Origin of the sequence: Pseudonocardia hydrocarbonoxydans, from assembly GCF_006539565.1 — a bacterium.
GTDB lineage: Bacteria > Actinomycetota > Actinomycetes > Mycobacteriales > Pseudonocardiaceae > Pseudonocardia > Pseudonocardia hydrocarbonoxydans.
The window spans coordinates 43,627-67,749 of the sequence record NZ_BJNG01000030.1; the positions used below are offsets into that span (position 1 = coordinate 43,627).

A 24,123-nucleotide genomic window follows, 5' to 3' on the forward strand; every position below is an offset into this window, starting at 1 on the left:
CACCACCGGATCGGGGGAACACGGTGGGGTGGCGACACGCCGTCACCCGTCCGACGCGCCGGTTCGGACCCGCGGTGCCCTCCGGTGGGGCGTCGGCGATCACCCGTCGAGGTAGGAGTTGGTCGACATCCCCCGAAAGATCAAGATCGTCACCTTCCGTAGGTGTGTCGGCCCGCATCTCTCACTCTGGGTGAGCGCGTTGTCGCAGGTCCCGGGGCCGTACCGTGATCTTCGGGCGGCGCTTCCGGGGTCGCCGTGAGGGTCCCGTCGCGTGATAGGTTCTCGCGCGGTTGCAGTCGTGTCTTCCTCGCTCGCCCGAGAAGCGTCCGTTGGAGAGTGACGGTGGGCTTCACGGGCGTCGGACGCTCGCCGTTCCGTGTCCCCGCCACGCAGCCCCCGGTCGGCACAGTGCCGGCAGGGTCCGCTTCACGTGTGGGAGAACAGGTATGCCGCAGGGCACCGTCAAGTGGTTCAACGCCGAGAAGGGCTTCGGCTTCATCGCGACCGACGACAACGGTCCGGACGTCTTCGTCCACTACTCCGCGATCCAGACGGACGGGTTCCGTACGCTCGAGGAGAACCAGCGGGTCGACTTCGAGTCGAGCCAGGGTGCCAAGGGCCCGCAGGCCGACACGGTCCGCCCGATCTGAGGTCCCCCGAGACCTGTTCCGGAGCCGGCGATCCCCCCGGGGTCGCCGGCTCCGGCGCGTCCGGGGTCAGACCCGGCCGGTCCACCGCGCCGTCAGCGCGAGACCCTCGACCACCCCGCGCGGGCTGAACCCCAGCGCCCGCGCCCCGCGGTCGTCGACGCGGACCGGCGGGAACCGGCCGTAGACCTCCGAGCGCCGGGCGAAGGTCGCCGCCCCCTCACCCAGTGCCGAGCCGGGCGGCAGGACGTCGACCATCGCCCCGCCGACGTGCCCGGCGAAGGTGTGCAGCACCCGCCCGAACGTCGCGGTCTCCCCGCACAGCACGTACCGCCGCCCGGGCGTCCCGCGCTCGAACGCCAGCAGGTGCCCCAGCGCGGCGTCCTCGGCGAGCACCCAGCCCACCGTCGCGTCGACGACGGCCGGCACCTCGCCGCGCGCGGCGGCCAGGAACAGCCCGTTGTAGGAGTGCGGCCCCTGCGGGCTCGGGCCGTAGATGTTGACCGGGTTGACGACCACCGTCTCGATCCCGGTCGCGGCCAGGACGATGCGCTCCGCCTCCGCCTTGCTCGTCGAGTACGGGTCGGTCAGGGCGGGTGGGCCGACCGGCTCCTCGGCCACCAGCCCGTCGGCGTCGATCACGGCGGCGCTGCTGCTGGTGAGGACCAGCCGCCGCACCCCCGCCGCCGTCGCCGCGTCCAGCACCGCCCGCGTGCCCTCGACGTTCGCCCGGCGCGTCTCCTGCGGCGAGTGCCCGACCGAGCCCGCGAGGTGCAGGACGCCGGTGCAGCCGTGGGCGGCCCGGGTCAGCGCGTCGACGTCGTCCAGCGGGGCGACGGCGAGCCCCACCCCGGCCGGTAGCAGGGCCCGCGCGCGGTCGACGTCGCGGACGGCGGCCCGCACCGCCAGCCCCCGCCGCACGGCCACGTCGACGAGCGCGCTGCCCAGGAACCCGGTCGCCCCGGTGACCATCAACATGGGGTGATCCTGGCAAGCGACCGGGTGTGCGCGCAGCCGCTGGTCGACGGCGGCCGGACGGCGACCGGTTCCGCCCACCGATCGGAGTAGCCGTCGGCCCGCCGGTCCGGACCGGTCGCCCGCTGCCCACCGGTCGCCGTCGCGTGCTCGACGGGAGGATCTCCCGCTCGTCCCGAAGTCACGCACGGTCGCCGAACCACGGCATTCCGTGCGTCTCCCGGGCCGATTCCTGGTGTTGAGTGTCACAGGTACATCGACGCGGGGAGAGTGGGACATGTCGGGCTGGGACAGCTACCGCACGGTTCACGGTGCGGAGCTGCGCGCGGCGGCGCGGGAGTTCACCGTTCACGGGTGGCCGGTGGCCGAGGAGTCGGCCACGGCGCTGCGCCTCGTCACGGGCACCACGCTCGACGTGCTGGAGGTGCCCGCCGCCGTCGGCCGCGGCATCTGTGCCCAGCTCCGGGCGGTGAACGTCGTGGTCCCGGTGGCGGGCACGCCCACCGGGTCGTGGTGGTACCCGATGGCGCCCGGTGCGGTGCCGCCGTCGGATCTGCTCGAGGCGCCGGGCGTCGTCCTGCACTCCGCGGGTGGCTCGGTGCTCGCGCCGCCGTCGCAGGTGCCCGACGGCTGGGTGCACTGGCGGGTCGCCCCGGCACTCACCGGCTACCTGCTGCCGCCGGCCGAGCTGATCGTCCCCGCCGCTACGGAGAGTGTTCGTTGGCGAGTCGACCACGAGAGGCATCCGGGCGCCCAGCGGCCCGCCGCTGCCGCCGTGGCCGGGATGCGGTTCTAGCGGGGACCGCGAGAGGGCCGGACCGGATCGGTCCCGCTGCCGCGGCTCGTCGAGCCGCGCCGGGGCCGCCGGGCATCCGGTGAGGTGCGGCGCCCGGAGGGGGCACTTCCCCCTCCCGGCGCAGCCGCACCCCGAACTCTGGCCGGGGCCGGTGGATCACCATCGGCCCCGGTCATGACCAGGACCCGCCGGACGCGATGATGCCTCCCGGAGCCGTGGGGGCAACACGTCTCCGGGAGGCATCGACCGGAGCGCGTCCGGTCGCACGGGGGTTCGCGTCCGCGGGCACTATGGGTTCGTGCAGACCCCGCAGAACACCCGAACGGCGGCATCCGCGCCGCGTACCCGGCCGGTGGTGGAGGTCGGCCTCGGTATCGGGTCGATGGACCCCACCACCAAGGCGCGCGACCTGCGGCGGATGAAGTCGCTCGCCACCGGCCTGCTGCTGCTGGCCGCCGTGATCTTCCTGGCGTCGCGCTGGTGGGAGTCGGCCGACGGCCCGGTGTGGATCAGCTACGTCCGGGCCACCGCCGAGGCCGCGATGGTCGGCGCGCTGGCCGACTGGTTCGCCGTCACCGCGCTGTTCCGCCGACCGCTCGGGCTGCCGATCCCGCACACCGCGATCATCCCCACCAAGAAGGACATGATCGGCGACAGCCTCGGCGACTTCGTCGGCGAGAACTTCCTGGCCGAGGACGTCGTGCGCGACAAGCTGGCCCGCGTCGAGGTCGCCACCCGGGTCGGCGACTGGATCGGGCAACCGGCCAACGCCGACCGGGTCACCGCCGAGCTCGCCACCGCCGCGCGCGGCGTCGTCACGGTGCTGCGCGACGAGGACGTGCAGGCCGTCATCGAGCAGGTGCTGGTGCGCAAGCTGATGGAGAAGCCGGTCGGCCCGCCGCTGGGCACCGTGCTGGAGGGGATCCTGTCCGACCAGTCGCACCACCGGCTCGTCGACCTCGTCATCGACCGCGCCTACGACTGGGTCTCGCAGAACCAGGAGATGGTGCTGCGGGTGGTGCACGAGCGTGCGCCGTCGTGGTCGCCGCGCTTCGTCGACGACCTGATCGCCGACCGCGTGTTCCTGGAGGTCCAGACGTTCGCGTGGGCCGTCAAGACCGACCCGGCGCACCCGCTGCGTCTCGCCGTCGACCGCTACCTCGACGAGTTCGCGGCCGACCTGCAGCGCGACCCGGAGACCATCGAGCGCGCGGAGAAGATCAAGCACCAGATCGTCGGGCACCCGGACGTGCAGAAGTTCATCGGCGGTGCGTGGGGCGTGGTGAAGGGCCTGATCCTGGACGCGGCGGCCGACCCGTCGAGCGAGCTGCGGCTGCGCGTGCGTGACGGCCTGCTGTCCTTCGGCAGGCGGCTGAGCGCCGACGCCGCGCTGCGCGAGAAGCTCGACGGCTGGCTCGCCGACGCGGCGGGCTACGTCGTGCGGCACTACCGCGGCGAGATCACGACGCTGATCACCGACACCGTCTCGCGCTGGGACGCCGAGGAGACCAGCCGCAAGGTGGAGCTCCAGGTGGGCCGCGACCTGCAGTTCATCCGGATCAACGGCACCGTGGTCGGGGCGCTGGCCGGGCTGGCGATCTACGCGGTGAGCCAGGCGCTGTTCGGCTGAGCGCCGCTCAGGTGAGGCCGTTCCCCAGCCACAGCCCCAGCCCGGCCGCGGCGAGCCCCACCACCACCGAGCCGACGGCGTTGAGCGCCGCCGCGCCGCGACGGCCCCGTTCCGCGAGCGACATCGTCTCGAGGGCGAAGGTCGAGTAGGTGGTGAGGGCGCCGCAGAAGCCGGTGCCGACCAGGGCGACCACCTCCGGCGACGCGGCCGCCCCGACCACGACACCCAGCACGAGCGAACCGGCCGTGTTGACGGCGAACGTGCCCCACGGCGAGCCGTACCGGGCCTGCACCACCCGGTCGACCGCGTAGCGCAGCGGCGCCCCGACGGCCGCCCCGAGCACGACCAGCAGCGCGGTCACCGCGACGCTCCGGTGGCGGCGCGGGCGAGCCGGATCCCGAGCCAGGTGGCGGCGAGGGCCGCGACGAGCGTGCCGGCGACGTAGGCGGCGGCCGCGACGGGCCGCCCGGCGGCCACCATCAGGTGCGCGTCGACGGCGTAGGTGGAGAACGTCGTGTAACCGCCGAGCACCCCGGTGCCCAGCGTCGGGCGGACCAGCGGGTGGACGGGGCGCCACTCCGTCACCAGCACGATCAGCACCCCGATGAGCAGGCAGCCGGAGACGTTGACCGCGAAGGTCGCCCAGGGCGGGGCGCCCGGCGCGTGCGGGAGGGCGAGGCCCAGACCGTGGCGGGCGAGTGCGCCCACGGCCCCGCCGACCGACACCGCGACCAGCACGGGCGCCTGGCCGGCGAGCGGCGCGGTGGTCATCCGCGCACCGTACCCGGGTGTGGCAGACGCCACGCCACCTGCGCAAGCAGTCCGCTTGCAACTGCTAGCACCGCCGGGTAGCGTCGCTGGGGACAGGGACGGAGGTGAGCGGCATGAGTACGAAGGGCAAGCCCGAACGGGTCGGGCAGGTCGTCGAGCAGGTCGGCCACGTCGTCGAGCACGCCGGTCACGCCGTCGGTCAGACCGTCGAGGGCATCGGCGCCTACATCCGCAGCCAGCGCGAGCTGGCCGACGTGTCGATGCGCCAGCTCGCCCGCACGGCAGGCGTCAGCAACCCCTACCTCAGCCAGATCGAGCGGGGCCTGCGCAAGCCGTCGGCCGAGATCCTGCAGCAGATCGCGAAGGGTCTCCGCATCTCCGCGGAGGCGCTGTACGTGCGAGCCGGGATCCTCGACGAGCGCCCGGCGAGCGTCGTCACCGACGCCGTGCTCGCCGATCCGACCCTGACGGAGCGCCAGAAGCAGGTGCTCCTCGACATCTACGCCACCTTCCGCCGGGAGATCGACACCGTCCCCGGACCCACAGACAAGGAGTGATCGACATGGCTGTTCAGCTGCCCACCTCGACCGATGTCCGCAAGGCCCGCGCCCAGGCCGCCGAGCGTGCCGAGGTCGCCCGCACCCCGCTGCTCGCCGTCCTCGGTGCCGGCGACTACGCGTACACGACCGTCACCAAGGCCGTCGTCGACGCCCGCGCCCGCGCCGAGGAGGCCGCCAACCGCGCCTCCGAGCTGCCCCAACGCCTCTCGCCCGAGGGTCTGCGCCGTCTGGTCGCCGACCTGCGCGCCGACGCCGAGGAGCGCTACACCGGTTTCGCCGAGCGTGGCGAGAAGACCTGGGGCCGCATCCGCAAGCAGCCGCAGGTGAAGAACGCCATCTCCACCATCGAGACCTACACCGACAAGCTCGACGCCCGCGTCGACGTCCTGGTCGACGACGCGCACGACGCCGCCGAGAAGGCGCTGTCGACCGTCACCCGCCAGACCCGCTCGGTCGGCGAGAAGACCGCCCGCGCCACCCAGCGCCTCGCGGCCGAGACCGCGGAGACCGTCGCCGAGGTCGCCCAGGACGTCTCCGACGACGTCGCCGAGGCGGGCAAGGACGCCGCCGCCGCGATCAACGAGGCCGGTGACGAGGCCGCCGGCACCACGCGTTCGGTGACCCGCAAGGCCGCCAACCGCACCGCGCCGAAGACGGCCACCCGCAAGCCGGCCACCCGTCGCACCACGAACGGCTCCGCCTCCAGCTGATCGCCGTCCGCCCCACCACCGCGCCCCCGGAGCCTCCCGCGCCCCGGGGGCGCTGTGCTGCGTGCCGGCCCCGGGTACATTGGCCTCGTGTACGAGTTCCTGGATGTCCTGGATAACTACATCCTGTGGGGCATCGGGCTGCTCGCGATCCCCGTCGGCGGCTACGCGTTCGTGCACGCGGTGATGCAGCGGGCCGACGCGTTCACCGCCGCCGACAAGCTCACCAAGCCCGCCTGGCTCGGCATCACCGGCGCGAGCGTGCTCATCCTCGTCGTCTTCTACGGGGGGCTCGGCAGCAGCGGTTCGCTGTTCTGGCTGGCCGCGCTCGTGGCGTCGCTGGTGTACATCGTCGACGTGAAGCCGGCGATCGTCGGCGTGCAGGGCGGCGGACCGCACTGGTGAGCTGGCCCGTACTGGGCACGCTCGTCGGCGTGCCCGCACTCGACCGCCCCGACCTGCTCGCCGACCCGGTCGCCCGTGCGCTGAAGGAGCTCGACCCGGCCGACGCCGCACTCGTCGGCGTCGCGGAGATCGACCCCGCGCTCGCCGACACCGCGGAGTTCTGCGCCGCCTACGGCTCCCCGCTCGACGGCTCCGCCAACTGCGTGGTCGTGGCCGGGCGCCGCGGCGAGATCACCCGCTACGCCGCCTGCCTGGTGCTCGCCAGCACCCGCGCCGACGTCAACGGCCTGGTCCGCAGGCGGCTCGACGCCCGCAAGGCCTCCTTCGCCCCGATGGACGACGCCGTGACGATCACCGGCATGGAGTACGGCGGCATCACCCCGGTCGGGCTGCCCGAGGACTGGCCGGTGCTCGTCGACGCCGCGGTGGCGGCCGCGCCCGCCGTCGTCATCGGGTCGGGGGTGCGGCACTCGAAGCTCGCGCTGCCCGGTGCGCTGGCCGCCCGCCTGCCCCGCGCCGAGGTGCACGGGTCCCTCGCCCGCTGACCCGCGAGTCGGGGCATTCGTGCGACCGAGATGTGCCACCGGGTGCGGGGCCGGTGACCGCACAGGGCCGACGACTCGCACGCACGGATGTCCCGACTCGCGGGTTCGCTGGGAGCGTACTTCCTTGAACGCTGGAACAAGTTCAACGGTGTAACGGTTGGACGGGACATGACAGAGACGCTGAAGCTGCCGGTGCTTCCGCTCGCCGACTCGGTGGTGCTGCCCGGCATGGTGGTTCCCGTTCGACTCGACAACTCCGAGGTCCAGGCGGCGGTCGACGCGGCACAGAGCGTCGACCGCAAGGTGCTGGTGGTTCCCCGCCTCGACGGCAAGTACGCCACCGTGGGCACGATCGCCGTCCTCGAGCAGGTCGGCAGGCTCCCCAGCGGGGAGAAGGCGGCAGTGGTGCGCGGCGAGGGCCGCGCGCGGATCGGTTCCGGTGTGACCGGGCCGGGCGCGGCGCTGTGGGTGGAGGCCGAGCCCGTCGAGGACGGCCCGGTCACCGGCCGCGCCACCGAGCTCGCCAAGGAGTACAAGGCGCTGGTCGTCGGCATCCTGCAGCAGCGGGGCGCCTGGCAGGTGATCGACTCGGTGCAGCAGATCACCGACCCCGGCCAGCTCGCCGACACCGCGGGGTGGGCCTCCTACCTCGACGTGGCGCACAAGGCCCAGCTGCTCGCCGAGACCGACGTGGTGACGCGGCTGGAGCTGCTCGTCGAGTGGACCCGCGCGCACGTCGCCGAGCAGGAGGTCTCCGAGAAGATCTCGCACGACGTCCGCGAGGGCATGGAGAAGACCCAGCGCGAGTTCCTGCTGCGCCAGCAGCTGGCCGCGATCCGCAAGGAGCTGGGCGAGGGCGAGCCCGACGGGTCCGACGACTACCGCGCCCGCGTGGAGGCCGCCGACCTGCCCGAGCACGTCCGCACGGCCGCGCTCACCGAGGTGGGCAAGCTGGAGCGCGCGAGCGACCAGAGCCCGGAGTCGGGCTGGATCCGCACGTGGCTCGACACCGTCCTCGACATCCCGTGGACCTCGACCACCGAGGACTCCACCGACCTGAAGGCGGCCCGGGAGATCCTGGACGCCGACCACGCCGGCCTCGACGACGTCAAGGAGCGGCTGATCGAGTTCCTCGCCGTCCGCGCCCGGCGCGACCGCAAGGGCATGGACAAGGTCGGCGGCCGCGGCTCCGGCGCGGTGCTCTCGCTCGTCGGCCCGCCCGGGGTCGGCAAGACCTCGCTGGGCGAGTCGGTCGCGCACGCGCTCGGCCGCAAGTTCGTCCGCGTCGCACTGGGCGGCGTGCGCGACGAGGCCGAGATCCGCGGGCACCGGCGCACCTACGTCGGCGCGCTGCCGGGCCGGATCGTGCGGGCCATCCGTGAGGCGGGCTCGATGAACCCGGTCGTGCTGCTCGACGAGATCGACAAGGTCGGCAGCGACTTCCGCGGCGACCCCACCGCCGCGCTGCTCGAGGTGCTCGACCCGGCGCAGAACCACACGTTCCGCGACCACTACCTCGAGGTCGACCTCGACCTGTCCGACGTGCTGTTCCTGGCCACGGCCAACCAGTTCGAGACGATCCCCGGCCCGCTGCTCGACCGCATGGAGGTCGTGACGCTCGACGGGTACACCGAGGCGGAGAAGGTCGCCATCGCGCGCGACCACCTGCTGCCCCGGCAGATCGAGAAGGCCGGTCTGGACGCCACGGACGTGGAGTTCACCGACGTGGCCCTGTCGATGATCGCGGCCGAGTACACCCGCGAGGCGGGCGTGCGGCAGCTGGAGCGGGGCCTGGCCAAGGCGCTGCGCAAGGTCGCCGTCGCGCTGGACTCGGGCAAGGAGGCGCCGATCCACATCGACGCCGACGCGCTCGTCACGTTCCTGGGGCGGCCGAAGTTCACCCCGGAGTCGGCCGAGCGCACCTCGGTGCCCGGCGTGGCCACCGGGCTGGCGGTCACCGGGGCCGGTGGCGACGTGCTGTTCATCGAGGCCACCTCGATGGACGGCGAGGCCGGGCTGATCCTCACCGGTCAGCTGGGCGAGGTCATGAAGGAGTCCGTCTCGATCGCGCTGTCCTACCTGCGCTCGCGCGGGCTGGCCGGCGACCTGGCGACGCGCAAGCTGCACGTCCACGTGCCGGCGGGCGCGGTCCCGAAGGACGGGCCGAGCGCGGGCGTCACGATGACGACGGCGCTGGCCTCGCTGGCGAGCGGTCGGCCGGTGAAGGCGTCGGTGGGCATGACCGGTGAGGTCACGCTGCAGGGCAAGGTCCTGCCGATCGGCGGGGTCAAGCAGAAGCTGCTGGCCGCGCACCGGGCGGGCCTGACCGACGTCATCATCCCGAAGCGCAACGAGCCCGACCTCGACGACCTGCCCCAGGAGGTGCGCACGGGTCTGCGCATCCACCCGGTGGCCGACGTCGCGGAGGTGCTGGAGCTCGCTCTGGAGCCGGCTGCGGTGTCCGCCGCGGCCTGACGCGTCGCACGACGAGGCACTCCCACCCGGGGAAATCGGGTGGGAGTGCCTTTCGCGTATCTGGCGGGCGTCCCGGCGCCTCCTTCGGAGACGTGTTCCGAGACCCGAGGGAGCAGTCATGACCCGAGCCGACACCTTCGACGAGCTGCGCGCGGCGATGGACGGGAGCGTCCTCGTCCCCGGCGACCCGGACTACGACGGGGCGCGCCTGATCTGGAACGGTGCGATCGACCGCTACCCCGCGGTGGTGGCGCGGTGCACCTCGCCCGCCGACGTCGCCGAGGCGCTGGCGTGCGCGCGGGACCGGGGCCTGGAGGTGGCGGTCCGCGGGGGCGGGCACGGCTACTGGGGGGCCGCCGTGCCCGAGCAGGGGCTGATGATCGACCTGAGCCCGCTCGACGGCGTCGTCGTCGACCCGGTCGCCCGCCGCGCGCGCGTCGGTGGCGGGGCGAAACTGGCCCAGCTCGACGCCGCCTGCCAGGAGCACGGCCTCGCCGTCCCGGCCGGGACGGTGAGCCACACCGGCGTCGGCGGTCTGACGCTGGGCGGCGGGTTCGGCTGGCTCACCCCCCTGCACGGGCTCTCGATCGACAACCTCGAGTCGGCCGAGGTGGTGCTGGCCGACGGCACCTGCGTCCGGGCGAGCGCCGACGAGCACCCGGACCTGTTCTGGGCGCTGCGCGGGGGCGGGGGCAACTTCGGTGTCGTCACCGAGTTCGAGTTCCGACTGCACCCCGTCGGCCCGATCGTGCACCTGGGGATGCTGTTCGTGGAGCAGGACCGGGCGGCGCACGCCATCCGGACGGCCCGCGACGCGTTCGGCTCGGTGCCCACCGGGATCAGCCCGGGCATCGCGGGCATCTGCGCACCTCCCGCGCCGTTCGTGCCGGAGCGGCACCACGGCGCGCCCGGCGTCGCGGCGATCATGGTGGGCTTCGGGACGGCGGAGGAGCACGCCGCCGCGCTGGCCCCGCTGCGGGAGGCGCTCGACCCGCTGTTCGAGGTCGTGATGCCGCTGCCCTACGTCGCGCTCCAGCAGATGCTCGACGAGGGCACGTTCTGGGGCATCCGGGCGTACACGAAGGGGCTCTACCTCGACGAGCTGCCCGACGCGGCCGTCGACGTCCTCGCCGACCGGTTGTCGACCCGCACGTCGCCGCTGTCGGAGCTGCTGATCTTCCCGTTCGGCGGTGCGTACGCCGAGGTCGCCGACGCCGACACGGCCTTCGGGGGCAGCCGCTCCATGCGCTACGTCGTGGCGATCGAGGGCATGGCGCCCGACCCCGAGGCCTACCTCCGGGAGCGGCAGTGGGTCCGCGACACCTGGGACGCCTTGCGGCCGGCGGCCGTGGGTCCCGGGACCTACGTGAACCTGATGTCGGAGGCCGACGAGGGCGCGCTGCGCGCGGCCTACGGGTCGGAGAAGTACGAGCGGCTGTCCCGGATCAAGGCGCGGTACGACCCGGGCAACGTGTTCTCCGTCAACGCCAACATCAAGCCCGCCTGACGGCCCCGTTGCCCGACGCGTAACTGGTGTGTTACACATTCCCGGTGCTCGCGCTCGCCGCCCTCGCCGACCCGGTCCGCCGGGAGATCGTCGAGCTGCTCGCCGTCGGGGAGTGCACGGCGGGGGCGATCGCGCAGCGGTTCCCGGTCTCGCGCCCGGCGGTCAGCCGGCACCTGCGGGTGCTGCGCGAGGCGGGCCTGGTCACCTCGCGGGTGACCGGCCGGAACCGCCTCTACGCCCTCGACCGGGCCCCCCTCGCCGAGCTCGACGGCTGGCTCGACGGGTTCCGCCCGCTGTCGCCGGCGGGCGGGCCGGCCGGGCGCCTGGACGCACTGGACACCGAGATACGCCGCGGCAGGCGGCAGCGCCGCGCGGCCGGAGCAGGAGACGTCGATGACCGCACCGCATGAGATCGTGCTGCGCAAGGAGTTCCCGGACCCCGTCGAGGACGTGTGGTCCGCCGTCACCGACTCCGAGCGCCTCGGTCGCTGGTTCGGCACCTACACCGGTCGCGGCCGGGTCGGGGGCACCGTCGAGCTCACCGTCACCGGCGAGGTCGACGCGGGCGGCGAGATCGCCGCGCCGGTCACGGTGACGATCCTGGAGTGCGACGCCCCGCGCCGGCTCGTCGTCGACATCCCGGAGAGCGCGACCAGCTCGTGGCGGGTGGCCGTCGACATCGCGCCGGACGGGGACGGGTCGGTGCTGGTGTTCACCCAGCGGGTCGCCGACGGTGTCGACGCCGCCGACGTCACCGCGGGCTGGCGCTGGTATCTCGACCGCCTCGAGGCCGCGCTGCACGGCACCGCCCGGCCCGAGTGGGCGGCCTACGCCCCCTGACCTACCGGAACACCACGGTCTTGTTGCCGTGCACCAGGATCCGGTCCTCCAGGTGCCAGCGCAGGCCCCGGGACAGCACGAGGCGCTCGATGTCGCGGCCGCGGCGGACCATGTCCTCCGCCGTGTCGCCGTGGTCGACCCGGATGACGTCCTGCTCGACGATCGGGCCCGCGTCGAGGTCGGCGGTGACGTAGTGGCAGGTCGCCCCGATCAGCTTGACGCCGCGGGCGTAGGCCTGGTGGTAGGGGCGCGCGCCGACGAAGGACGGCAGGAAGCTGTGGTGGATGTTGAGCGCGCGGCCCGCCCAGCGCTCGCACAGGTGGGCGGGGAGCACCTGCATGAACCGGGCCAGCACGATGGCGTCGGGGGAGTGGGCGTCGACGGCCTCGCGCACCTTCTCGAACGCCTCGACCTTGCCCGCCTCCCGGCGCGGGTCGCCCGCCGCCGGGAACGGCACGTGGTGGAACGGCACGCCGTGCGCCTCCACGATCCCGGCGAGTGCCTCGTGGTTGCCGACGACGGCCTCCAGCCGCACCGGCAGCTCCCCGCTCGACGCCCGGCCGAGCAGGTCGTGCAGGCAGTGCGTCTCCTTGCTCACCAGCACGACGGCGCGCTTGGGCTCCGCGGTGTCGGCGACCGTCCACTGCGCCTGCGGGCCGATCTCCGCGGCCACGGCGGCGAACCGCTCGCGGAGCCCGTCGGCGTCGAAGGGCAGGGAGTCGGCGCGCACCACCTGGCGGGTGAAGAACCAGCCCGTCCCGGGATCGGAGTGGTAGGCCGCCTCCACGATCCAGCCGCCCGCGTCGGCGAGGAAACCCGCGATGCGCGCGACGATGCCGGTGGTGTCCGGGCAGCTCAGCGAGATGACGAAACGGCGGTCCATCAGCGGTGGCTGCCCGCCAGCCACTCCAGCGTGAACGCCGTCTCCGCGGCGAGCAGCTGCTGCACCTGGTCGGCGATCACCGCCTCGATCTTCCCGCCGAGGAACGGCACCTTGACGGTGACGTCGGCCCGCACGACCAGCTCGCTGCCCGTCGCCGTGTCGTGCAGCCGCAGGGTGCCGACGGCGGAGGCGGGCGTGCCGGGGATCTGCACGTCGACCTCGCCCGCCCACTCGCCGGGGGACCGCCGGTGCAGCGACTCGGTGCGCTGGATGACCAGGTTCCCGCTGACCAGCGAGCTGACGACCGACGGCAGCGCGGCCTGGTCGACGCCGTGCCGGATCGTGTACCGCCCGCCGTCGTCGGTGGCCTCGTGCTCCAGCACCTTCGCCCCGGGGCCGCCGAGCTGCGTCAGCCGGGCCCGCAGGTATCCCTCGTCGAGCATCACCGCGGCGACGTCGTCGGCGCGGTGCTGCGACGACGACCGGTAGTCGATCTGTCGTGACATGGACGGAGGCTACCGTTGCGCCCCGTGCCCCCGACCGAACTGGCGTCGCTCACCACCCTGCGCCTCGGCGGCCCGGCCCGTCGGCTGGTGGAGGCCACCACCGCCGAGGCCGTCGTCGAGGCGATCCGCACCGCGGACGACCCGGTGCTCGTGCTGGGCGGCGGCTCGAACCTCGTCGTCGACGACGCCGGCTGGCCCGGCACCGTCGTCCACGTCGCCACCACCGGGCGGCGCACCGAGCGCCGCCCCGACGGCTCGGTGCTGCTCACCGTGGAGGCGGGGGAGGACTGGGACGCCGTCGTCGCCGCCACCGTCGCCGACGGCCTGGGCGGGCTGGAGTGCCTGTCCGGCATCCCCGGGCGCACGGGCGCCACGCCGGTGCAGAACGTCGGGGCGTACGGCGTCGAGATCGCCGAGCTGCTCGTCGACGTCGACCTCTACGACCGGCGCACCGGCACCGTCCGCGCCCACGTACCCGCCGCCGACCTGGGGCTCGCCTACCGCACGAGCACGCTCAAGGGCCGCGACGACGCCGTGGTGCTGCGGGTGCGCCTCGCCCTGCCCGGTGGCGGCGACAGCGCCCCGATCCGGTACGCCGAGCTGGCGCGCACGCTCGGTGTCCAGGCGGGGGAACGGGTGCCCGCGGCCGTCGCGCGGGAGGCGGTGCTGGAGCTGCGCCGGGGCAAGGGGATGGTGCTCGACGCCGCCGACCACGACACCTGGAGCGCCGGTTCCTTCTTCACCAACCCGGTCGTCGACGAGGCCGCCGCGCCGGACTCGGCCCCCCGCTGGCCCGCGGGGGAGCGGGTCAAGCTGCCCGCGGCGTGGCTGATCCAGCACGCCGGGTTCGCGCGCGGGCACGCCGGTCCGGGCGGTCGCGTCGCGCTCTCGACCAAGCACGTCCTCGCGCTCACCCACCGCGGCGGCGGCAGCGCGGCCGACCTGCTCGTGCTCGCCAGGGAGGTCCGCGACGGCGTGCGGGCCACCTTCGGCATCGACCTCGCGCCGGAGCCCGTCCTCGTCGGCTGCCGGTTGTAGCCTCGGGACGGACCGGCACCCGGGAGGACGACGATGCGACGGGCCCTGATCGCGACGGCCGTGTTCCTGGTCGGCGCGCTGGGCGTCGCGACGGTCACCTGGGTCGGTGCCGCGGGGTCGACCGCCCCGCCGGTGCCGGGCGTGTCGGTCGTCCACGAGCCGGCCGTGGGGGCCACGGACGTCGGCCCGGCGGCGCCGGCCACCGTGTCCGTCGCCGGCGGCACGCTCGACGCGGTCGCGCTCACCGGCCCGGACGGCGCGGCCGTCGAGGGCGCCCCCGGCGACGGCGGCGCGTCCTGGAGCACGACGGCCGACCTCGCCTACGACACCACCTACACCTGGTCGGGCACCGCGCGCGGCCCCGACGGCCGGGCGGTCCCCGTCGACGGGGCGTTCACCACCGTGGCTCCCGCCGACGTCGTGCGCGGCGTGCTCGACATCGGCGACGGCCGCACCGTCGGGATCGCCGCGCCGATCGGGATCCAGTTCGACGCGCACGTGGAGGACCGGGCGGCGGTCGAGCGCGCGCTGTCGGTGCGGACCTCCGTGCCCGTCGAGGGGTCGTGGGGCTGGCTGCCCGACGAGAACGGCGGGTCGCGGGTGCACTGGCGGCCCGCGGAGTACTGGCCCCCGTACACGCAGGTCACCGTCACCGCCGACCTGTTCGGCGTCGCCTACGGCGGCGGCGCCTACGGTCGCGCCGACGTCACCTCCACCTTCTCGATCGGGCGCGCGCAGATCGTGCGGGCCGACGTGAACAGCCACCGGATGCTGGTGTTCCGCGACGGCGAGCAGGTGGCCGACTACCCGGCCAGCTACGGCCTGTCCGGCGACCCCGACCGCACCACCCGCTCCGGGATCCACGTCGTCACCGAGCGGTTCACCGACAAGCGGATGGTCAGCGAGCGCTACGGCTACGACCTCGTCGAGAAGTGGGCGGTCCGGATCAGCAACAACGGCGAGTTCATCCACGCCAACCCGGCGTCGTCGGCGGCGCAGGGCTCGTCCAACGTCACCCACGGCTGCGTCAACCTCTCCACCGCCGACGCCCGCGCCTACTACGACACCGCGCTCTACGGCGACCCGGTCGAGGTCACCGGCACCGACGTGCCGCTGGCCGAGCGCGACGGCGACATCTGGGACTGGACGCTGTCCTACGACCGGTGGCGGGGGCTGTCCGCACTCTGAGTTTCGCCGGTGCGCCCCCGCGGGTACCGGCCCTCATGAGCTCCCCCGAGGACAGGGCCCGCACCCGCGCCGAACCGCTGCCCGAGGAGGCGGCCGCCGAGACCGGCGACGAGGACCGCGAGGCCGGGGCCGCGGCGATCCTGGCCGAGAGCGAGCAGCGCCTGGCGCAGGCGGCGGACGCCGACGCCCCGGCCGACGCCGCCGACGAGCACCGCACGACGCCCGAGACCTCGCGCTGACCCCTACGAGGGCTCGCGGTACGCCCGCATCGGGGTGGCCTGCGCGCGGGGCTTGAGCACGATCTGGTCCAGGTTGACGTGGCTCGGGCGGGTGGCGGCGAACGCGATGACGTCGGCCACGTCGTCGGCGGTGAGCGGAGTGATGCCCCGGTACACCTCGTCGGCCCGGGCCTGGTCGCCGCCGAAGCGGACGAGGGAGAAGTCGGTCTCGACCATCCCGGGCAGGATCTCGGTGAGCCGCACCGGCTGCCCGAGCAGCTCGCCGCGCAGCGTGCGGTGCAGCATCGCCTGGGCGTGCTTGGCGCCGGTGTAGCCCGCGCCGTTGTCGTAGGGCTCCAGCGCCGCGATCGAGGTGACGGTGACGATGTGCCCGTCGCCGGAGGCGAGCAGCGCGGGGAGCAGGGCCTTCGTGACGCGCAGCGTGCCGATGACGTTGGTCTCGAACATCCAGCGCCAGTCCTCCTCGTCGGCCTCCGCGACGGGTTCGAACCCCTTCGCCCCGCCGGCGTTGTTGACCAGCAGCCGGCACTCGGGCACCGCGGCGGCGAACGCGGCCACCGACTCGGCGTCGGTGACGTCGAGGCGTACCGCGGTGCCGTCGATCTCCTTCGCGATCTCGGCGCAGCGGTCGACGCGGCGCGCACCGAGGACGACGTGGAAGCCGGCGGAGGCCAGTGCGCGGGCGGTGGCGGCGCCGATGCCCGAGCTGGCTCCGGTGACGACGGCGACGGGAGGGGTGCTCATGGGAGGAAACTAGATCAGTCGTCGAGGCCCTGCTGCGCGCCCCGGGAGCCGCGCCGGGCGGCCGCGCGCTGCCAGCGGAAGATCCCCCAGCCCACCCCGCCCAGCGCCGCGCCCGCCACGCAGGTCGCGAACGGGACGCCCGGGGCCTGTCCGGTGGCCAGGAGCCCGGCCGCGCCGAGCGCCCACAGCGCCGATCCCGCGCCGACGACCGTGGTCATGTCGGACAGGTGGCGGGGCAGGGGCGGGGGATCGGCCACGCAGTCAGCGTAGTGATCGATGTCGACCTACGGTGTCGCCGTGATCGAGCGCTTCTTCCGCGTGGCCGAGCGCGGTTCCACCGTCCCCCGCGAGCTGCGTGGCGGTCTCGTCACCTTCGTGACGATGAGCTACATCATCGTGCTCAACCCGCTGATCCTCGGCAGCTTCGCAGCGGACGGTCCGGGGGCGAAGGCCGACGTCACCGGCGCCGTGCTGAGCGTGCCCCAGGTCGCGGCCGTCACCGCGCTGGTCGCCGGGGTCATGACGGTGATCTTCGGGCTGGTCGCGAACTACCCGTTCGCGATCGCCACCGGGCTGGGCATCAACACCCTCGTCGCGGTGACGATCGCGCCACTGGTGACGTGGCCGGAGGCGATGGGGCTGGTCGTCGTCAACGGCCTGGTGATCGTGCTGCTCGCCGTCACCGGGTTCCGCACGGCGGTGTTCGACGCGGTGCCGCCCGAGTTGAAGGCCGCGATCGCCGTGGGGATCGGGTTGTTCATCGCGTTCATCGGGCTGGTCGACGCCGGGTTCGTGCGCCGGATCGCCGACGCCGCGAACACCACGGTGCCGGTCGGGCTGGGCATCGGCGGGTCCATCGCGTCCTGGCCGACGGCGGTGTTCGTCCTCGGCCTGCTGGTGACCTCGCTGCTGGTGGCCCGTGGCGTGCGGGCGGGGATCCTGCTCGGCGTCGCGGTGACGACGGTGGTCGCGATCGTCGTCGAGTCCGTCGTGCGCGTCGGGCCGTCGATGGGGACGAACCCGCAGGGGTGGGCGCTGTCGGTGCCCGCCCTGCCGGACAGCGTGTTCGGGGTGCCGGACCTGTCCCTGGTCGGTGCGGTGTCGTTCGGGGCGTTCGCGCGGCTCGACGTCGTCACCGTGGCGCTGCTCGTGTTCACCCTCGTGCTCGCCAACTTCTTCGACGCGATGGGCACGATGACCGCCCTGGGCAGGCAGGCCGGGTTCGTCGGGAAGGACGGCCAGCTGCCCGGCATCGGGCGGGCGCTGATCGTCGAGGGTGCGGGGGCGGTGGCCGGAGGGGCGGCGTCGAGCTCGTCGAACACGGTGTTCGTGGAGTCCGCGTCGGGGATCGCGGAGGGGGCGCGGACGGGGCTGGCCAACGTCGTCACCGGGGTGCTGTTCCTGCTCGCGATGTTCTTCACCCCGCTCTACGCGATCGTGCCGATCGAGGCGGCGGCACCGGCGCTCGTGGTGGTCGGGGCGCTGATCATGCGGCAGATCTCCGAGATCGACCTCTCCGAGTTCCGGGTGGCCCTGCCGGTCTTCCTGACGATCGTGGTCATGCCGTTCACCTACTCGATCGCCAACGGCATCGGCGCCGGGTTCGTCAGCTGGGTGCTGCTCGCCGCGGCCACCGGCCGGGCGCGGTCGGTGCACCCGCTGATGTGGGTCGTGGCTGTGGCGTTCGTCGCGTACTTCGCCGTGGGCCCGCTGCGGGCACTGCTCGTCGGATAGTTGTTGTAGGCTAAGTAGACGTGACCGCCACCGTCGACGCCCCTGCCCCGCGGTCGACGTTCGCCTCGCTGCGGGTCCGCAACTACCGGTTCTTCGCCGCCGGGCAGATCGTCTCCCTGGCCGGCACCTGGATGCAGCGGGTGGCCCAGGACTGGCTGGTCCTCGACCTCTCCGGCGGCAGCGCCACCGCGCTCGGCATCGCCGCGGCGCTGCAGTTCTCCCCGACGCTCGTGCTGTCGCTGTGGGGCGGCGTGCTCGCCGACCGCCTCGACAAGCGCCGCGCCCTGATCGTCCTGCAGACGGGGATGGGGGTGTGCGCGCTGGTCCTCGGCACCGCCGTCGTCACCGGGGTGGTGGCCCTGTGGCACGTCTACCTGCTCTGCCTGCTGCTCGGCTGCTTCTCCGCGCTCGACGTGCCGGTGCGCCAGGCCTTCGTGCCCGAGCTCGTCGGCGACGCGCAGCTCGGCAACGCCGTCGCGCTGAACTCGCTGACCTTCAACCTCGCCCGGATCGTCGGCCCGTCGGTGGCCGGGGTGCTCATCGCCGTGACCGGCACCGGCTGGGTGTTCCTGATCAACGCGGCCAGCTTCGCCGCGGTGATCGCCGGGCTCGCGCTGATGGACCCCGCGCGGCTGCACCGCGTGACGCCGGTGCCGCGCGCCCCCGGCCAGCTCCGTGAGGGGCTGCGCTACGTCCGCGGCCGGCCCGACCTCGTCGCCGTCCTGGCGCTGGTGTTCCTCGTCTCGACCTTCGGCATCAACTTCTACCTGACGCTCGCGCTGCTGGCGCGCAACGTGTTCGGCCTCGGTGCCGACGCCTACGGGCTGCTCACGACGCTGCTCGCCGTCGGGTCGGTGGGGGGTGCGGTGCTCGCGGCGCGGCGGCTGCGGCGTCCCCGGCTGCGCCTGGTCACCGGGGCGGCGCTCGCGTTCGGGGTGCTCGTGACGCTGGCCGGTCTGATGCCGACCTACCTGCTCACCGGGGTGGTCATGGTGCCGCTCGGGTTCGCCGCGCTGACGTTCACGACCGCGGCGAACTCGGCGGTGCAGCTCTCGGTGGAGCCCGCGATGCGCGGGCGGGTGATGGGGCTCTACATCCTGCTGTTCCTCGGCGGGACGCCGGTCGGGGCACCGCTGCTGGGGTTGCTCGCCGAGAGCTGGGGCGGCCGCTCGCCGCTCGTGCTCGGCGGGGTGGTCACGGTGGCGTCGGTGCTGGTGGTGACGCTCGTGCTGGTGTGCCGCGGCGGTGGACCGAGGGCCCTCTTGCGCCGGGAACCAAGCTTAGGCTAACCTCATGCACGTCGCTTCGTGGTGGGAGCGGCGCGTCAGTTCGGGACGGTATCGGGGCCCTGGCCGGTTGGCCAGGGCCCCGATCCGTGTGTCAGCCCGGCAGGGCGTACCGGGCGACCCGGTCGACCTGCATGCTCGACGCCCGCACCTCGCCGGTGCCCTCGGGGAACCAGTCCAGCTGCACGCACAGGTGCATCGGCCCCGGGGGGAACGCCCCGGTGTCGGTGGTGCGGAACCACTGCTCGCCGTCGACGGACGCGGTGATCGCCTCGGGGGTCCACTCCACGGCCCAGTCGTGCCACTGCGTCGCGTCGATCTCCACCTCCCCGGTGACGGGCGGGCCGTCGCCGTGGTGGAGGAAGAACCCGGTGCGCTGCCGGGTGGGGTCCTGCATCTCGACGACGTCGATCTCCCCGTCGGCGGGGTCGCCGGAGTCCGGCCACAGCAGCACCACCGCGTCGTAGGAGGGGTCCGAGACCGGGGCGCGCACGCGCGCCTCCCACCGCCCGTACCGCTGCCCCGGTGACCAGCACATCCCCGCCGTGGTGCCCTCGGCGTCGCCGGTGAGCGTCAGGACGCCGTCCTCGACGGTGGCCGCCGACGGGGAGCGCATACCCCGGCCGGCGTGGCCGGGGCCGTCGTAGAGCTCCCACTGCGCGAGGCCCGAGGAGAAGTCGTCCTCCTGGGCCGGGGTGCCCCAGTCGACGGGGGCGGGGTCGACGGGGGCGGGGTCCCGGGTGGGGGTGGCGGTGGCCGTCGGGGGCGCGTCGCGCGGGGCGGGGTCGGTGGCGCCCGTGCCGGGGGCGAAGACGATCAGCACGACGGCGATGCCGGTCGACAGGTAGCGCCGGATCAGGTCCTCGATCTCGTCGACGGTCACGGCTGCTCAGTCCTCCCCGGCCCGCAGGTCGGGGTTCTCGGGGGTCTCCGCGGCCACCAGCCAGCGGCCGTCGGGCTGCCGGGCGACGACGACGGTGGTCGTGAACACGGAGGCGTCGCCTCCCGTGCGGGTCTCGACGGCGGCGAGGTAGCCGCGTCGACGGTCGGCCCGGTCGGCCGCCTCGAGCTCGAGGCTGCGGACCGAGGCGGCGCGGCCGGTGCCGGGCGGGGGCGGGTCGACGACGAGCACACCGATCGTGGCGGCCGCCGTGCCCGGCACCGCGTACGGCGCGGCCCGCAGGTGCGTGCGACCGCCGTCGGCGGCGTCGATCCCGTGCGCGGCCTGCAGGTAGGCGCGCACGACGGCCTCCGGGTCGGTGAGCGTGACGCCGGGGTCGGGCGGCGGGGCGTCGGCTCCGCGCACGACCGGCGCGGACCCGAGCGCCGCGCGGTCCTCGGCGTCCACGACGGGGCCCGGGACGGGGTCGCCGCCGCTGGGCGCCACCGAGCCGGACCCGGTGAGCAGCAGGGCGCCGACCGTCACCAGCACGGTGGCGGCCGCGGCGAGCAGCGGCAGGCGGAATCGGGACACGGCGGTCACTCCCGGTAGCTGACGTGGATGTGGTCGTAGTGACCACCGGTGGCGTTGCGGGTGTCGTAGACCCCGCCGCCGGTGTAGCGCCGGCCCCAGCCGTCCTGGTCGGCGACGCCCGGGTCCCAGTACCGGCCCTGCCAGATGAGGTACTTCACGGCGAGGGCGTCGGCGTGGGCGCGGTACCAGTCGGCGACCTGCCATCCGGCGTCGAGCGCGGCGTCCGCGGCGAACTCGCCCGGTTCCCCGGGGAACAGGTCGCAGGCCTTGCCGCGGGGGTGGTCGCTGCGCGGGTTCCAGGCGTGCTCGTCCCAGCAGCCCGCGCTGCGGATCACCGGCCCGTCCGACCAGCCGCCGAACGCCGCCGACATCGCCTCCAGCCCGTGCGCCGCCGCGCCGGTGAGGCAGCCGTCGCCGGTGGGATCGGTGCGCTCGCAGCCGGTGTCGCCGCCCGTCCACGGGGCCGGGACCGCCGGATCGGCTGGCGGCGCCTCCGGGTCGGGCCCCGGCGGCTCGCCGGAGAACCGGGCGACCTCGGCGCGCACCGCGTCGACGTAGCGGCGGACGACCTCGGCGCAGCGCTCCCCGCAGCCCGCCTCGCCCGCCTCCGGGATCCCGGTGGCGCTGCCCGCGACGCGCCCGCACCCGGCCAGGTGGCAGACGAGCACGGCGTCGAGCGGGTCGGCGGTCTTCCCGGTGTCCTCCAGGTGCCGGGCCACGGCCCGCAGGTTGGTGCAGATCCACGGCACCGCGACGCGCAGGTGGGCCTCGACGTCGAGGACCTCGTCGTCGGGCGCGGGCGGGTCGGCCGACCAGGGCGTGCCCCCGGCGGCGACCCAGTTGTCCCGGCCGAACTGGTAGAGCCCGGCCGGGCCGCCCGCGGCGTCACCGGTGAGTGCGGGGTCCCAGCCCGACTCCACCTGCACCTGCGCCACCACCCACACCGGCGGCAGCTCGGGGCAGCCGGTGGCGGTGAGCTCACCGATCAGCGGCAGCCACTCGCGGGCCGCCTCCGGGACGGCCGCGGCGTCGACGCCCGGTACGGGGTCGGCGGGCTCCGGGGCGGGCGCGGCACCGAGCAGCAGGAACCCGGCCAGCGCGGCGAGTGCCACCGCGAGCGGGCGGTGCAGGGGAGGGGTCGGGGACATCGCTCAGCCGGCCAGCGCCGATTCGAGCGCGTCGTCGTCGAGCCCGTCGTCGTCGAGCGCGGCGTGGTCGACGGGGGCGTGGCCGACACGGGCGTGGTCGGGAGACGTGTGGCCGACGGGGTCGGATCGCAGCCGCAGCGCCCGCCCGTGCACCGGAACGGGCGCGGCCGCCGTGGACCGGCGCAGCGGGACGGGGGCGGGTGGGGCCACCCGCAGCGGCACCGGCGCCCGCTCCACGGCCCGCAGCCCCCGCCACAGCGCCCCGTCGTGGACGGCCGGTACGGGGGTGACGGGCACGCGGGCGACGGGTGCGGGAACGGCGAGCAGCGGGGCCGGGACCGGTGCGGGGACGACGGGCCCGGGGGGAACGGCCCGGGCGCGCGGGCGATCGGGACGCGCGGGCGGTCGGGGGACGGCAGGGGGCGGCCCGGCGGCCGCTGACACCCCGGAGGCCGCTGACACCCCGGCGGCCGGTGACGGGCCGGTGGACGGCCGGGTCGGCACCGCGCCGGGCCGCGACGGGTGGGGCGGGACGGGCCGCGACGGGCGGGCCGGGACGGCGGCGACCGGCGGGCGGGGGGACCGCTCCGCAGAGGCCCGGCCCGACGGGCCCGGACCAGGGGCGGCGCCGCGGTGGTGCGCGCCGGACCGGACGAGCACCCCCGACCGCAGCACGGCCGCGGTGACGGCGAGCAGCGCGTCGACGAAGGCCTGCATGCGGGCCGGCCTGCGGCCCGGGGCCACGGCCAGCAGCCCGGCGACCTCCGGGGCGTCGAGGCCGTGCCACGCCGCGACGTCGGGCACCGTGACGACCGCGCCGAACCGTCCGGCGATCCGGTCGAGCCGGGGCGGGCGGTCGGCCACGACGGCGAGCACGGGGCAGGACAGGCCTGCGACGTGGGCGAGGGAGTCGACCCGGCAGACCAGGACGTCGGCCACGGCCCCACCGGCCGGCCGGCCTCCGCGCGCGAGCCCGCCGTCGACGCCGTGCAGCGCGCGGGCCAGCGTGGTCGTGCCCACCCCGGCCGCGACGCCGGCGAACACGGGCGGCCGCAGCCCGCTCACCACGCGCTCCCCGGGGCGACGAGGGGGTCGTCGTCGGCGAGGGAGTGGTCGTCGGCGGACGGTGCCGCGGGCGGCCCCGGCGCGGGTTCCTCACCGAGGGTCTCCTCCCACGCGTCGACGACGAGCCGGCCGCCCTCGACCGTCACCGGCACGTTGATCCGGATCCAGTACGACGCGCAGCCGCGCCAGCCGCGCCCGGTCGGTGCGGGGGCGACGGCGGGCACGCCGGCGACCTCCGGCTCGGGCTCGGGCGACGGGTCGGGTCCGTGCTCGCCCACGGCGCGGTAGGGCGTGACGCGCACCCGGACGTCGACCAGCACGCGGCCCTCGCCGTCGGGCCGCACGAGCCCGGGCAGCGCGAACTCCGCGCGCTGGCGGCCCGACCCGCTCCACCCCAGCCGGGCCGGGTCGCGCCCCGGGGTGGGCAGGTAGTCGCGCAGCACGCGGCCGCGCCGGGCGGGGTCGTCCTCGTCCCAGGACAGGTAGTCGACGGCGAACGCGCCGGCCAGCGCGGCGGCCTCGGCCGGGTCGGGGCGGGACGCGGCGACGGCGGGGATCGGGGGGAAGCCGTACGGGTCGGTGGGCGGGTCGTCGGCGGCGGTGGGACCGGCCGTCGCGGGCCGCGGCGCGGGCGGGGGACCGGCGGCGGGCCACGCGGGCACCGGCCAGGCGCCCGACGGCGATCCGTGGGCGGGCGCCGGGTAGGGCGGCGGCTCGGGGGCGGAGCGGCCGAAGAGGCGGAAGCGGGACACGGCCGTCACCGCGGCGGGCCGGGACGGCGGGCGGGTCGCGTGGGCATGGCTCCCCCGGGGAACGGCGCACGGCACCGCGCCGCGGGCAGACGGGGCGCGGGGTCGGACGGGCGGCGGCGGCCGGACGGCCGCGTTCAGGACGGACGGGACACTAGGAACCGGCCGCCGCGCCCGTGGGCGTTCGCGGAAAGTGTGTGCGGGAGCGAAC

General features: G+C 74.9%; 28 protein-coding genes. 16 read left to right on the top strand and 12 right to left on the bottom strand.

Going from position 1 to position 24,123, the window contains the following annotated elements:
* Positions 1-446 precede the first annotated feature (446 nt).
* On the top strand, positions 447-650 hold the full coding sequence (locus tag PHY01_RS17245) for a cold-shock protein (protein WP_141279928.1): 204 nt from the start codon (positions 447-449) through the stop codon (positions 648-650).
* Positions 651-716: 66 nt separating this feature from the next.
* Here the strand turns inward: PHY01_RS17245 and PHY01_RS17250 are convergent, their stop codons facing one another.
* Positions 717-1,625, bottom strand: coding sequence for an NAD-dependent epimerase/dehydratase family protein (locus PHY01_RS17250; RefSeq protein WP_170183861.1), 909 nt, complete (start codon positions 1,623-1,625; stop codon positions 717-719).
* A 274-nt stretch (positions 1,626-1,899) separates the two neighbouring features.
* Here PHY01_RS17250 and PHY01_RS17255 point away from each other — a divergent pair, with 274 nt between their 5' ends.
* Together PHY01_RS17255 and PHY01_RS17260 are read left to right on the top strand one after the other, a co-directional pair.
* Positions 1,900-2,418 (top strand): bifunctional DNA primase/polymerase, encoded by a 519-nt coding sequence (locus PHY01_RS17255; RefSeq protein WP_141279932.1) that lies wholly within the window; start codon positions 1,900-1,902, stop codon positions 2,416-2,418.
* 382 nt (positions 2,419-2,800) lie between these two features.
* Positions 2,801-4,048, top strand: coding sequence for a DUF445 domain-containing protein (locus PHY01_RS17260; RefSeq protein ID WP_141280070.1), 1,248 nt, complete (start codon positions 2,801-2,803; stop codon positions 4,046-4,048).
* A gap of 7 nt (positions 4,049-4,055) precedes the next feature.
* Here PHY01_RS17260 and crcB (PHY01_RS17265) read toward each other — a convergent pair whose 3' ends face one another.
* Together crcB (PHY01_RS17265) and crcB (PHY01_RS17270) are read right to left on the bottom strand one after the other, a co-directional pair.
* Positions 4,056-4,409: a fluoride efflux transporter CrcB gene (crcB, locus tag PHY01_RS17265; protein ID WP_141279934.1), complete on the bottom strand. Its 354-nt coding sequence runs from the start codon at positions 4,407-4,409 to the stop codon at positions 4,056-4,058.
* Positions 4,406-4,819 (bottom strand): fluoride efflux transporter CrcB, encoded by a 414-nt coding sequence (gene crcB, locus PHY01_RS17270; protein ID WP_141279936.1) that lies wholly within the window; start codon positions 4,817-4,819, stop codon positions 4,406-4,408. The genes crcB (PHY01_RS17265) and crcB (PHY01_RS17270) overlap by 4 nt, the downstream gene beginning before the upstream one ends.
* Before the next feature lie 113 nt (positions 4,820-4,932).
* Between crcB (PHY01_RS17270) and PHY01_RS17275 the strand changes: the two genes are divergently transcribed.
* The 8 genes from PHY01_RS17275 to PHY01_RS17310 all read left to right on the top strand — a co-directional run bounded on the left by PHY01_RS17275 (position 4,933) and on the right by PHY01_RS17310 (position 11,858).
* The gene (locus PHY01_RS17275; RefSeq protein WP_141279938.1) at positions 4,933-5,376 is read left to right on the top strand and encodes a helix-turn-helix domain-containing protein; all 444 of its coding nucleotides are present in this window, start codon (positions 4,933-4,935) and stop codon (positions 5,374-5,376) included.
* Positions 5,377-5,381: 5 nt separating this feature from the next.
* Positions 5,382-6,089: a hypothetical protein gene (locus tag PHY01_RS17280; protein ID WP_141279940.1), complete on the top strand. Its 708-nt coding sequence runs from the start codon at positions 5,382-5,384 to the stop codon at positions 6,087-6,089.
* A 99-nt stretch (positions 6,090-6,188) separates the two neighbouring features.
* Positions 6,189-6,491 (top strand): DUF2516 family protein, encoded by a 303-nt coding sequence (locus PHY01_RS17285; RefSeq protein ID WP_141280072.1) that lies wholly within the window; start codon positions 6,189-6,191, stop codon positions 6,489-6,491.
* The gene (locus PHY01_RS17290) at positions 6,488-7,036 is read left to right on the top strand and encodes a YbaK/EbsC family protein (RefSeq protein WP_141279942.1); all 549 of its coding nucleotides are present in this window, start codon (positions 6,488-6,490) and stop codon (positions 7,034-7,036) included. The genes PHY01_RS17285 and PHY01_RS17290 overlap by 4 nt, the downstream gene beginning before the upstream one ends.
* A gap of 168 nt (positions 7,037-7,204) precedes the next feature.
* Positions 7,205-9,511: an endopeptidase La gene (gene lon, locus PHY01_RS17295; RefSeq protein ID WP_141279944.1), complete on the top strand. Its 2,307-nt coding sequence runs from the start codon at positions 7,205-7,207 to the stop codon at positions 9,509-9,511.
* 118 nt (positions 9,512-9,629) lie between these two features.
* Positions 9,630-11,018 carry an FAD-binding oxidoreductase gene (locus PHY01_RS17300; protein ID WP_141279946.1) on the top strand — a complete coding sequence of 463 codons (1,389 nt, stop codon included), beginning with the start codon at positions 9,630-9,632 and terminating at the stop codon, positions 11,016-11,018.
* Positions 11,019-11,062: 44 nt separating this feature from the next.
* Entirely contained in the window at positions 11,063-11,428 is a 366-nt protein-coding gene (locus PHY01_RS17305; RefSeq protein ID WP_141279948.1) for an ArsR/SmtB family transcription factor, read from the top strand.
* Positions 11,412-11,858, top strand: a complete 447-nt coding sequence (locus PHY01_RS17310; protein WP_141279950.1) for an SRPBCC domain-containing protein — start codon at positions 11,412-11,414, stop codon at positions 11,856-11,858. Before PHY01_RS17305 ends, PHY01_RS17310 begins: the two co-directional genes overlap by 17 nt.
* Position 11,859: 1 nt before the next feature.
* Here PHY01_RS17310 and purU read toward each other — a convergent pair whose 3' ends face one another.
* Both purU and PHY01_RS17320 read right to left on the bottom strand, forming a co-directional pair.
* Entirely contained in the window at positions 11,860-12,741 is an 882-nt protein-coding gene (gene purU / locus PHY01_RS17315; protein WP_141279952.1) for a formyltetrahydrofolate deformylase, read from the bottom strand.
* Complete coding sequence (locus PHY01_RS17320) at positions 12,741-13,247, bottom strand: DUF2505 domain-containing protein (protein WP_141279954.1); 507 nt, start codon at positions 13,245-13,247, stop codon at positions 12,741-12,743. Before PHY01_RS17320 ends, purU begins: the two co-directional genes overlap by 1 nt.
* A gap of 24 nt (positions 13,248-13,271) precedes the next feature.
* On the opposite strand from PHY01_RS17320, the gene PHY01_RS17325 reads away from it, so the two are divergent.
* Genes PHY01_RS17325 through PHY01_RS17335 form a run of 3 tightly spaced genes read left to right on the top strand, consistent with a single transcriptional unit; the run spans position 13,272 to position 15,712 of the window.
* Positions 13,272-14,285, top strand: coding sequence for a UDP-N-acetylmuramate dehydrogenase (locus PHY01_RS17325; RefSeq protein ID WP_246085969.1), 1,014 nt, complete (start codon positions 13,272-13,274; stop codon positions 14,283-14,285).
* Between the two features lie 33 nt (positions 14,286-14,318).
* Positions 14,319-15,473, top strand: a complete 1,155-nt coding sequence (locus PHY01_RS17330; protein WP_141279958.1) for a L,D-transpeptidase — start codon at positions 14,319-14,321, stop codon at positions 15,471-15,473.
* A gap of 35 nt (positions 15,474-15,508) precedes the next feature.
* Positions 15,509-15,712 (top strand): hypothetical protein, encoded by a 204-nt coding sequence (locus PHY01_RS17335; RefSeq protein WP_141279959.1) that lies wholly within the window; start codon positions 15,509-15,511, stop codon positions 15,710-15,712.
* A gap of 3 nt (positions 15,713-15,715) precedes the next feature.
* Here the strand turns inward: PHY01_RS17335 and PHY01_RS17340 are convergent, their stop codons facing one another.
* Both PHY01_RS17340 and PHY01_RS17345 read right to left on the bottom strand, forming a co-directional pair.
* Positions 15,716-16,456, bottom strand: coding sequence for an SDR family NAD(P)-dependent oxidoreductase (locus PHY01_RS17340; protein ID WP_141279961.1), 741 nt, complete (start codon positions 16,454-16,456; stop codon positions 15,716-15,718).
* Positions 16,457-16,470: 14 nt separating this feature from the next.
* Complete coding sequence (locus tag PHY01_RS17345; protein WP_141279963.1) at positions 16,471-16,713, bottom strand: DUF2530 domain-containing protein; 243 nt, start codon at positions 16,711-16,713, stop codon at positions 16,471-16,473.
* 19 nt (positions 16,714-16,732) lie between these two features.
* Between PHY01_RS17345 and PHY01_RS17350 the strand changes: the two genes are divergently transcribed.
* Positions 16,733-18,190 carry an NCS2 family permease gene (locus PHY01_RS17350; protein ID WP_141279965.1) on the top strand — a complete coding sequence of 486 codons (1,458 nt, stop codon included), beginning with the start codon at positions 16,733-16,735 and terminating at the stop codon, positions 18,188-18,190.
* A 20-nt stretch (positions 18,191-18,210) separates the two neighbouring features.
* Positions 18,211-19,479 (top strand): MFS transporter, encoded by a 1,269-nt coding sequence (locus tag PHY01_RS17355; RefSeq protein ID WP_141279967.1) that lies wholly within the window; start codon positions 18,211-18,213, stop codon positions 19,477-19,479.
* A 91-nt stretch (positions 19,480-19,570) separates the two neighbouring features.
* On the opposite strand, the gene PHY01_RS17360 is transcribed toward PHY01_RS17355, so the two are convergent.
* From PHY01_RS17360 to PHY01_RS17380, 5 genes are read right to left on the bottom strand one after another with little or no spacing between them, the layout of a single operon-like run.
* Positions 19,571-20,359 (bottom strand): glycoside hydrolase family 16 protein, encoded by a 789-nt coding sequence (locus PHY01_RS17360; protein WP_141279969.1) that lies wholly within the window; start codon positions 20,357-20,359, stop codon positions 19,571-19,573.
* A gap of 6 nt (positions 20,360-20,365) precedes the next feature.
* Positions 20,366-20,950 carry a hypothetical protein gene (locus tag PHY01_RS17365; protein ID WP_141279971.1) on the bottom strand — a complete coding sequence of 195 codons (585 nt, stop codon included), beginning with the start codon at positions 20,948-20,950 and terminating at the stop codon, positions 20,366-20,368.
* A gap of 5 nt (positions 20,951-20,955) precedes the next feature.
* The gene (locus tag PHY01_RS17370) at positions 20,956-22,098 is read right to left on the bottom strand and encodes a VldE C-terminal domain-containing protein (RefSeq protein WP_141279973.1); all 1,143 of its coding nucleotides are present in this window, start codon (positions 22,096-22,098) and stop codon (positions 20,956-20,958) included.
* A 3-nt stretch (positions 22,099-22,101) separates the two neighbouring features.
* Positions 22,102-23,163 (bottom strand): serine/threonine-protein kinase, encoded by a 1,062-nt coding sequence (locus PHY01_RS17375; RefSeq protein ID WP_141279975.1) that lies wholly within the window; start codon positions 23,161-23,163, stop codon positions 22,102-22,104.
* A complete protein-coding gene (locus tag PHY01_RS17380; protein ID WP_141279977.1) occupies positions 23,160-23,915 on the bottom strand; it encodes a hypothetical protein in 756 nt (251 codons plus the stop codon). The genes PHY01_RS17375 and PHY01_RS17380 overlap by 4 nt, the downstream gene beginning before the upstream one ends.
* Positions 23,916-24,123 lie beyond the last annotated feature (208 nt).

Coding starts and splice junctions, on each gene's coding strand:
- PHY01_RS17250 (WP_170183861.1), bottom strand. CDS start 1,625: ATGTTGATGGTCACCGGGGCGACCGGGTTCCTGGGCAGCGCGCTCGTC.
- PHY01_RS17350 (WP_141279965.1), top strand. CDS start 16,733: ATGTCGACCTACGGTGTCGCCGTGATCGAGCGCTTCTTCCGCGTGGCC.
- PHY01_RS17340 (WP_141279961.1), bottom strand. CDS start 16,456: ATGAGCACCCCTCCCGTCGCCGTCGTCACCGGAGCCAGCTCGGGCATC.
- PHY01_RS17275 (WP_141279938.1), top strand. CDS start 4,933: ATGAGTACGAAGGGCAAGCCCGAACGGGTCGGGCAGGTCGTCGAGCAG.
- lon (WP_141279944.1), top strand. CDS start 7,205: ATGACAGAGACGCTGAAGCTGCCGGTGCTTCCGCTCGCCGACTCGGTG.
- PHY01_RS17330 (WP_141279958.1), top strand. CDS start 14,319: ATGCGACGGGCCCTGATCGCGACGGCCGTGTTCCTGGTCGGCGCGCTG.
- PHY01_RS17320 (WP_141279954.1), bottom strand. CDS start 13,247: ATGTCACGACAGATCGACTACCGGTCGTCGTCGCAGCACCGCGCCGAC.
- PHY01_RS17300 (WP_141279946.1), top strand. CDS start 9,630: ATGACCCGAGCCGACACCTTCGACGAGCTGCGCGCGGCGATGGACGGG.
- PHY01_RS17260 (WP_141280070.1), top strand. CDS start 2,801: ATGGACCCCACCACCAAGGCGCGCGACCTGCGGCGGATGAAGTCGCTC.
- purU (WP_141279952.1), bottom strand. CDS start 12,741: ATGGACCGCCGTTTCGTCATCTCGCTGAGCTGCCCGGACACCACCGGC.
- PHY01_RS17370 (WP_141279973.1), bottom strand. CDS start 22,098: ATGTCCCCGACCCCTCCCCTGCACCGCCCGCTCGCGGTGGCACTCGCC.
- PHY01_RS17280 (WP_141279940.1), top strand. CDS start 5,382: ATGGCTGTTCAGCTGCCCACCTCGACCGATGTCCGCAAGGCCCGCGCC.
- PHY01_RS17335 (WP_141279959.1), top strand. CDS start 15,509: ATGAGCTCCCCCGAGGACAGGGCCCGCACCCGCGCCGAACCGCTGCCC.
- PHY01_RS17245 (WP_141279928.1), top strand. CDS start 447: ATGCCGCAGGGCACCGTCAAGTGGTTCAACGCCGAGAAGGGCTTCGGC.
- PHY01_RS17255 (WP_141279932.1), top strand. CDS start 1,900: ATGTCGGGCTGGGACAGCTACCGCACGGTTCACGGTGCGGAGCTGCGC.
- PHY01_RS17310 (WP_141279950.1), top strand. CDS start 11,412: ATGACCGCACCGCATGAGATCGTGCTGCGCAAGGAGTTCCCGGACCCC.
- crcB (WP_141279936.1), bottom strand. CDS start 4,819: ATGACCACCGCGCCGCTCGCCGGCCAGGCGCCCGTGCTGGTCGCGGTG.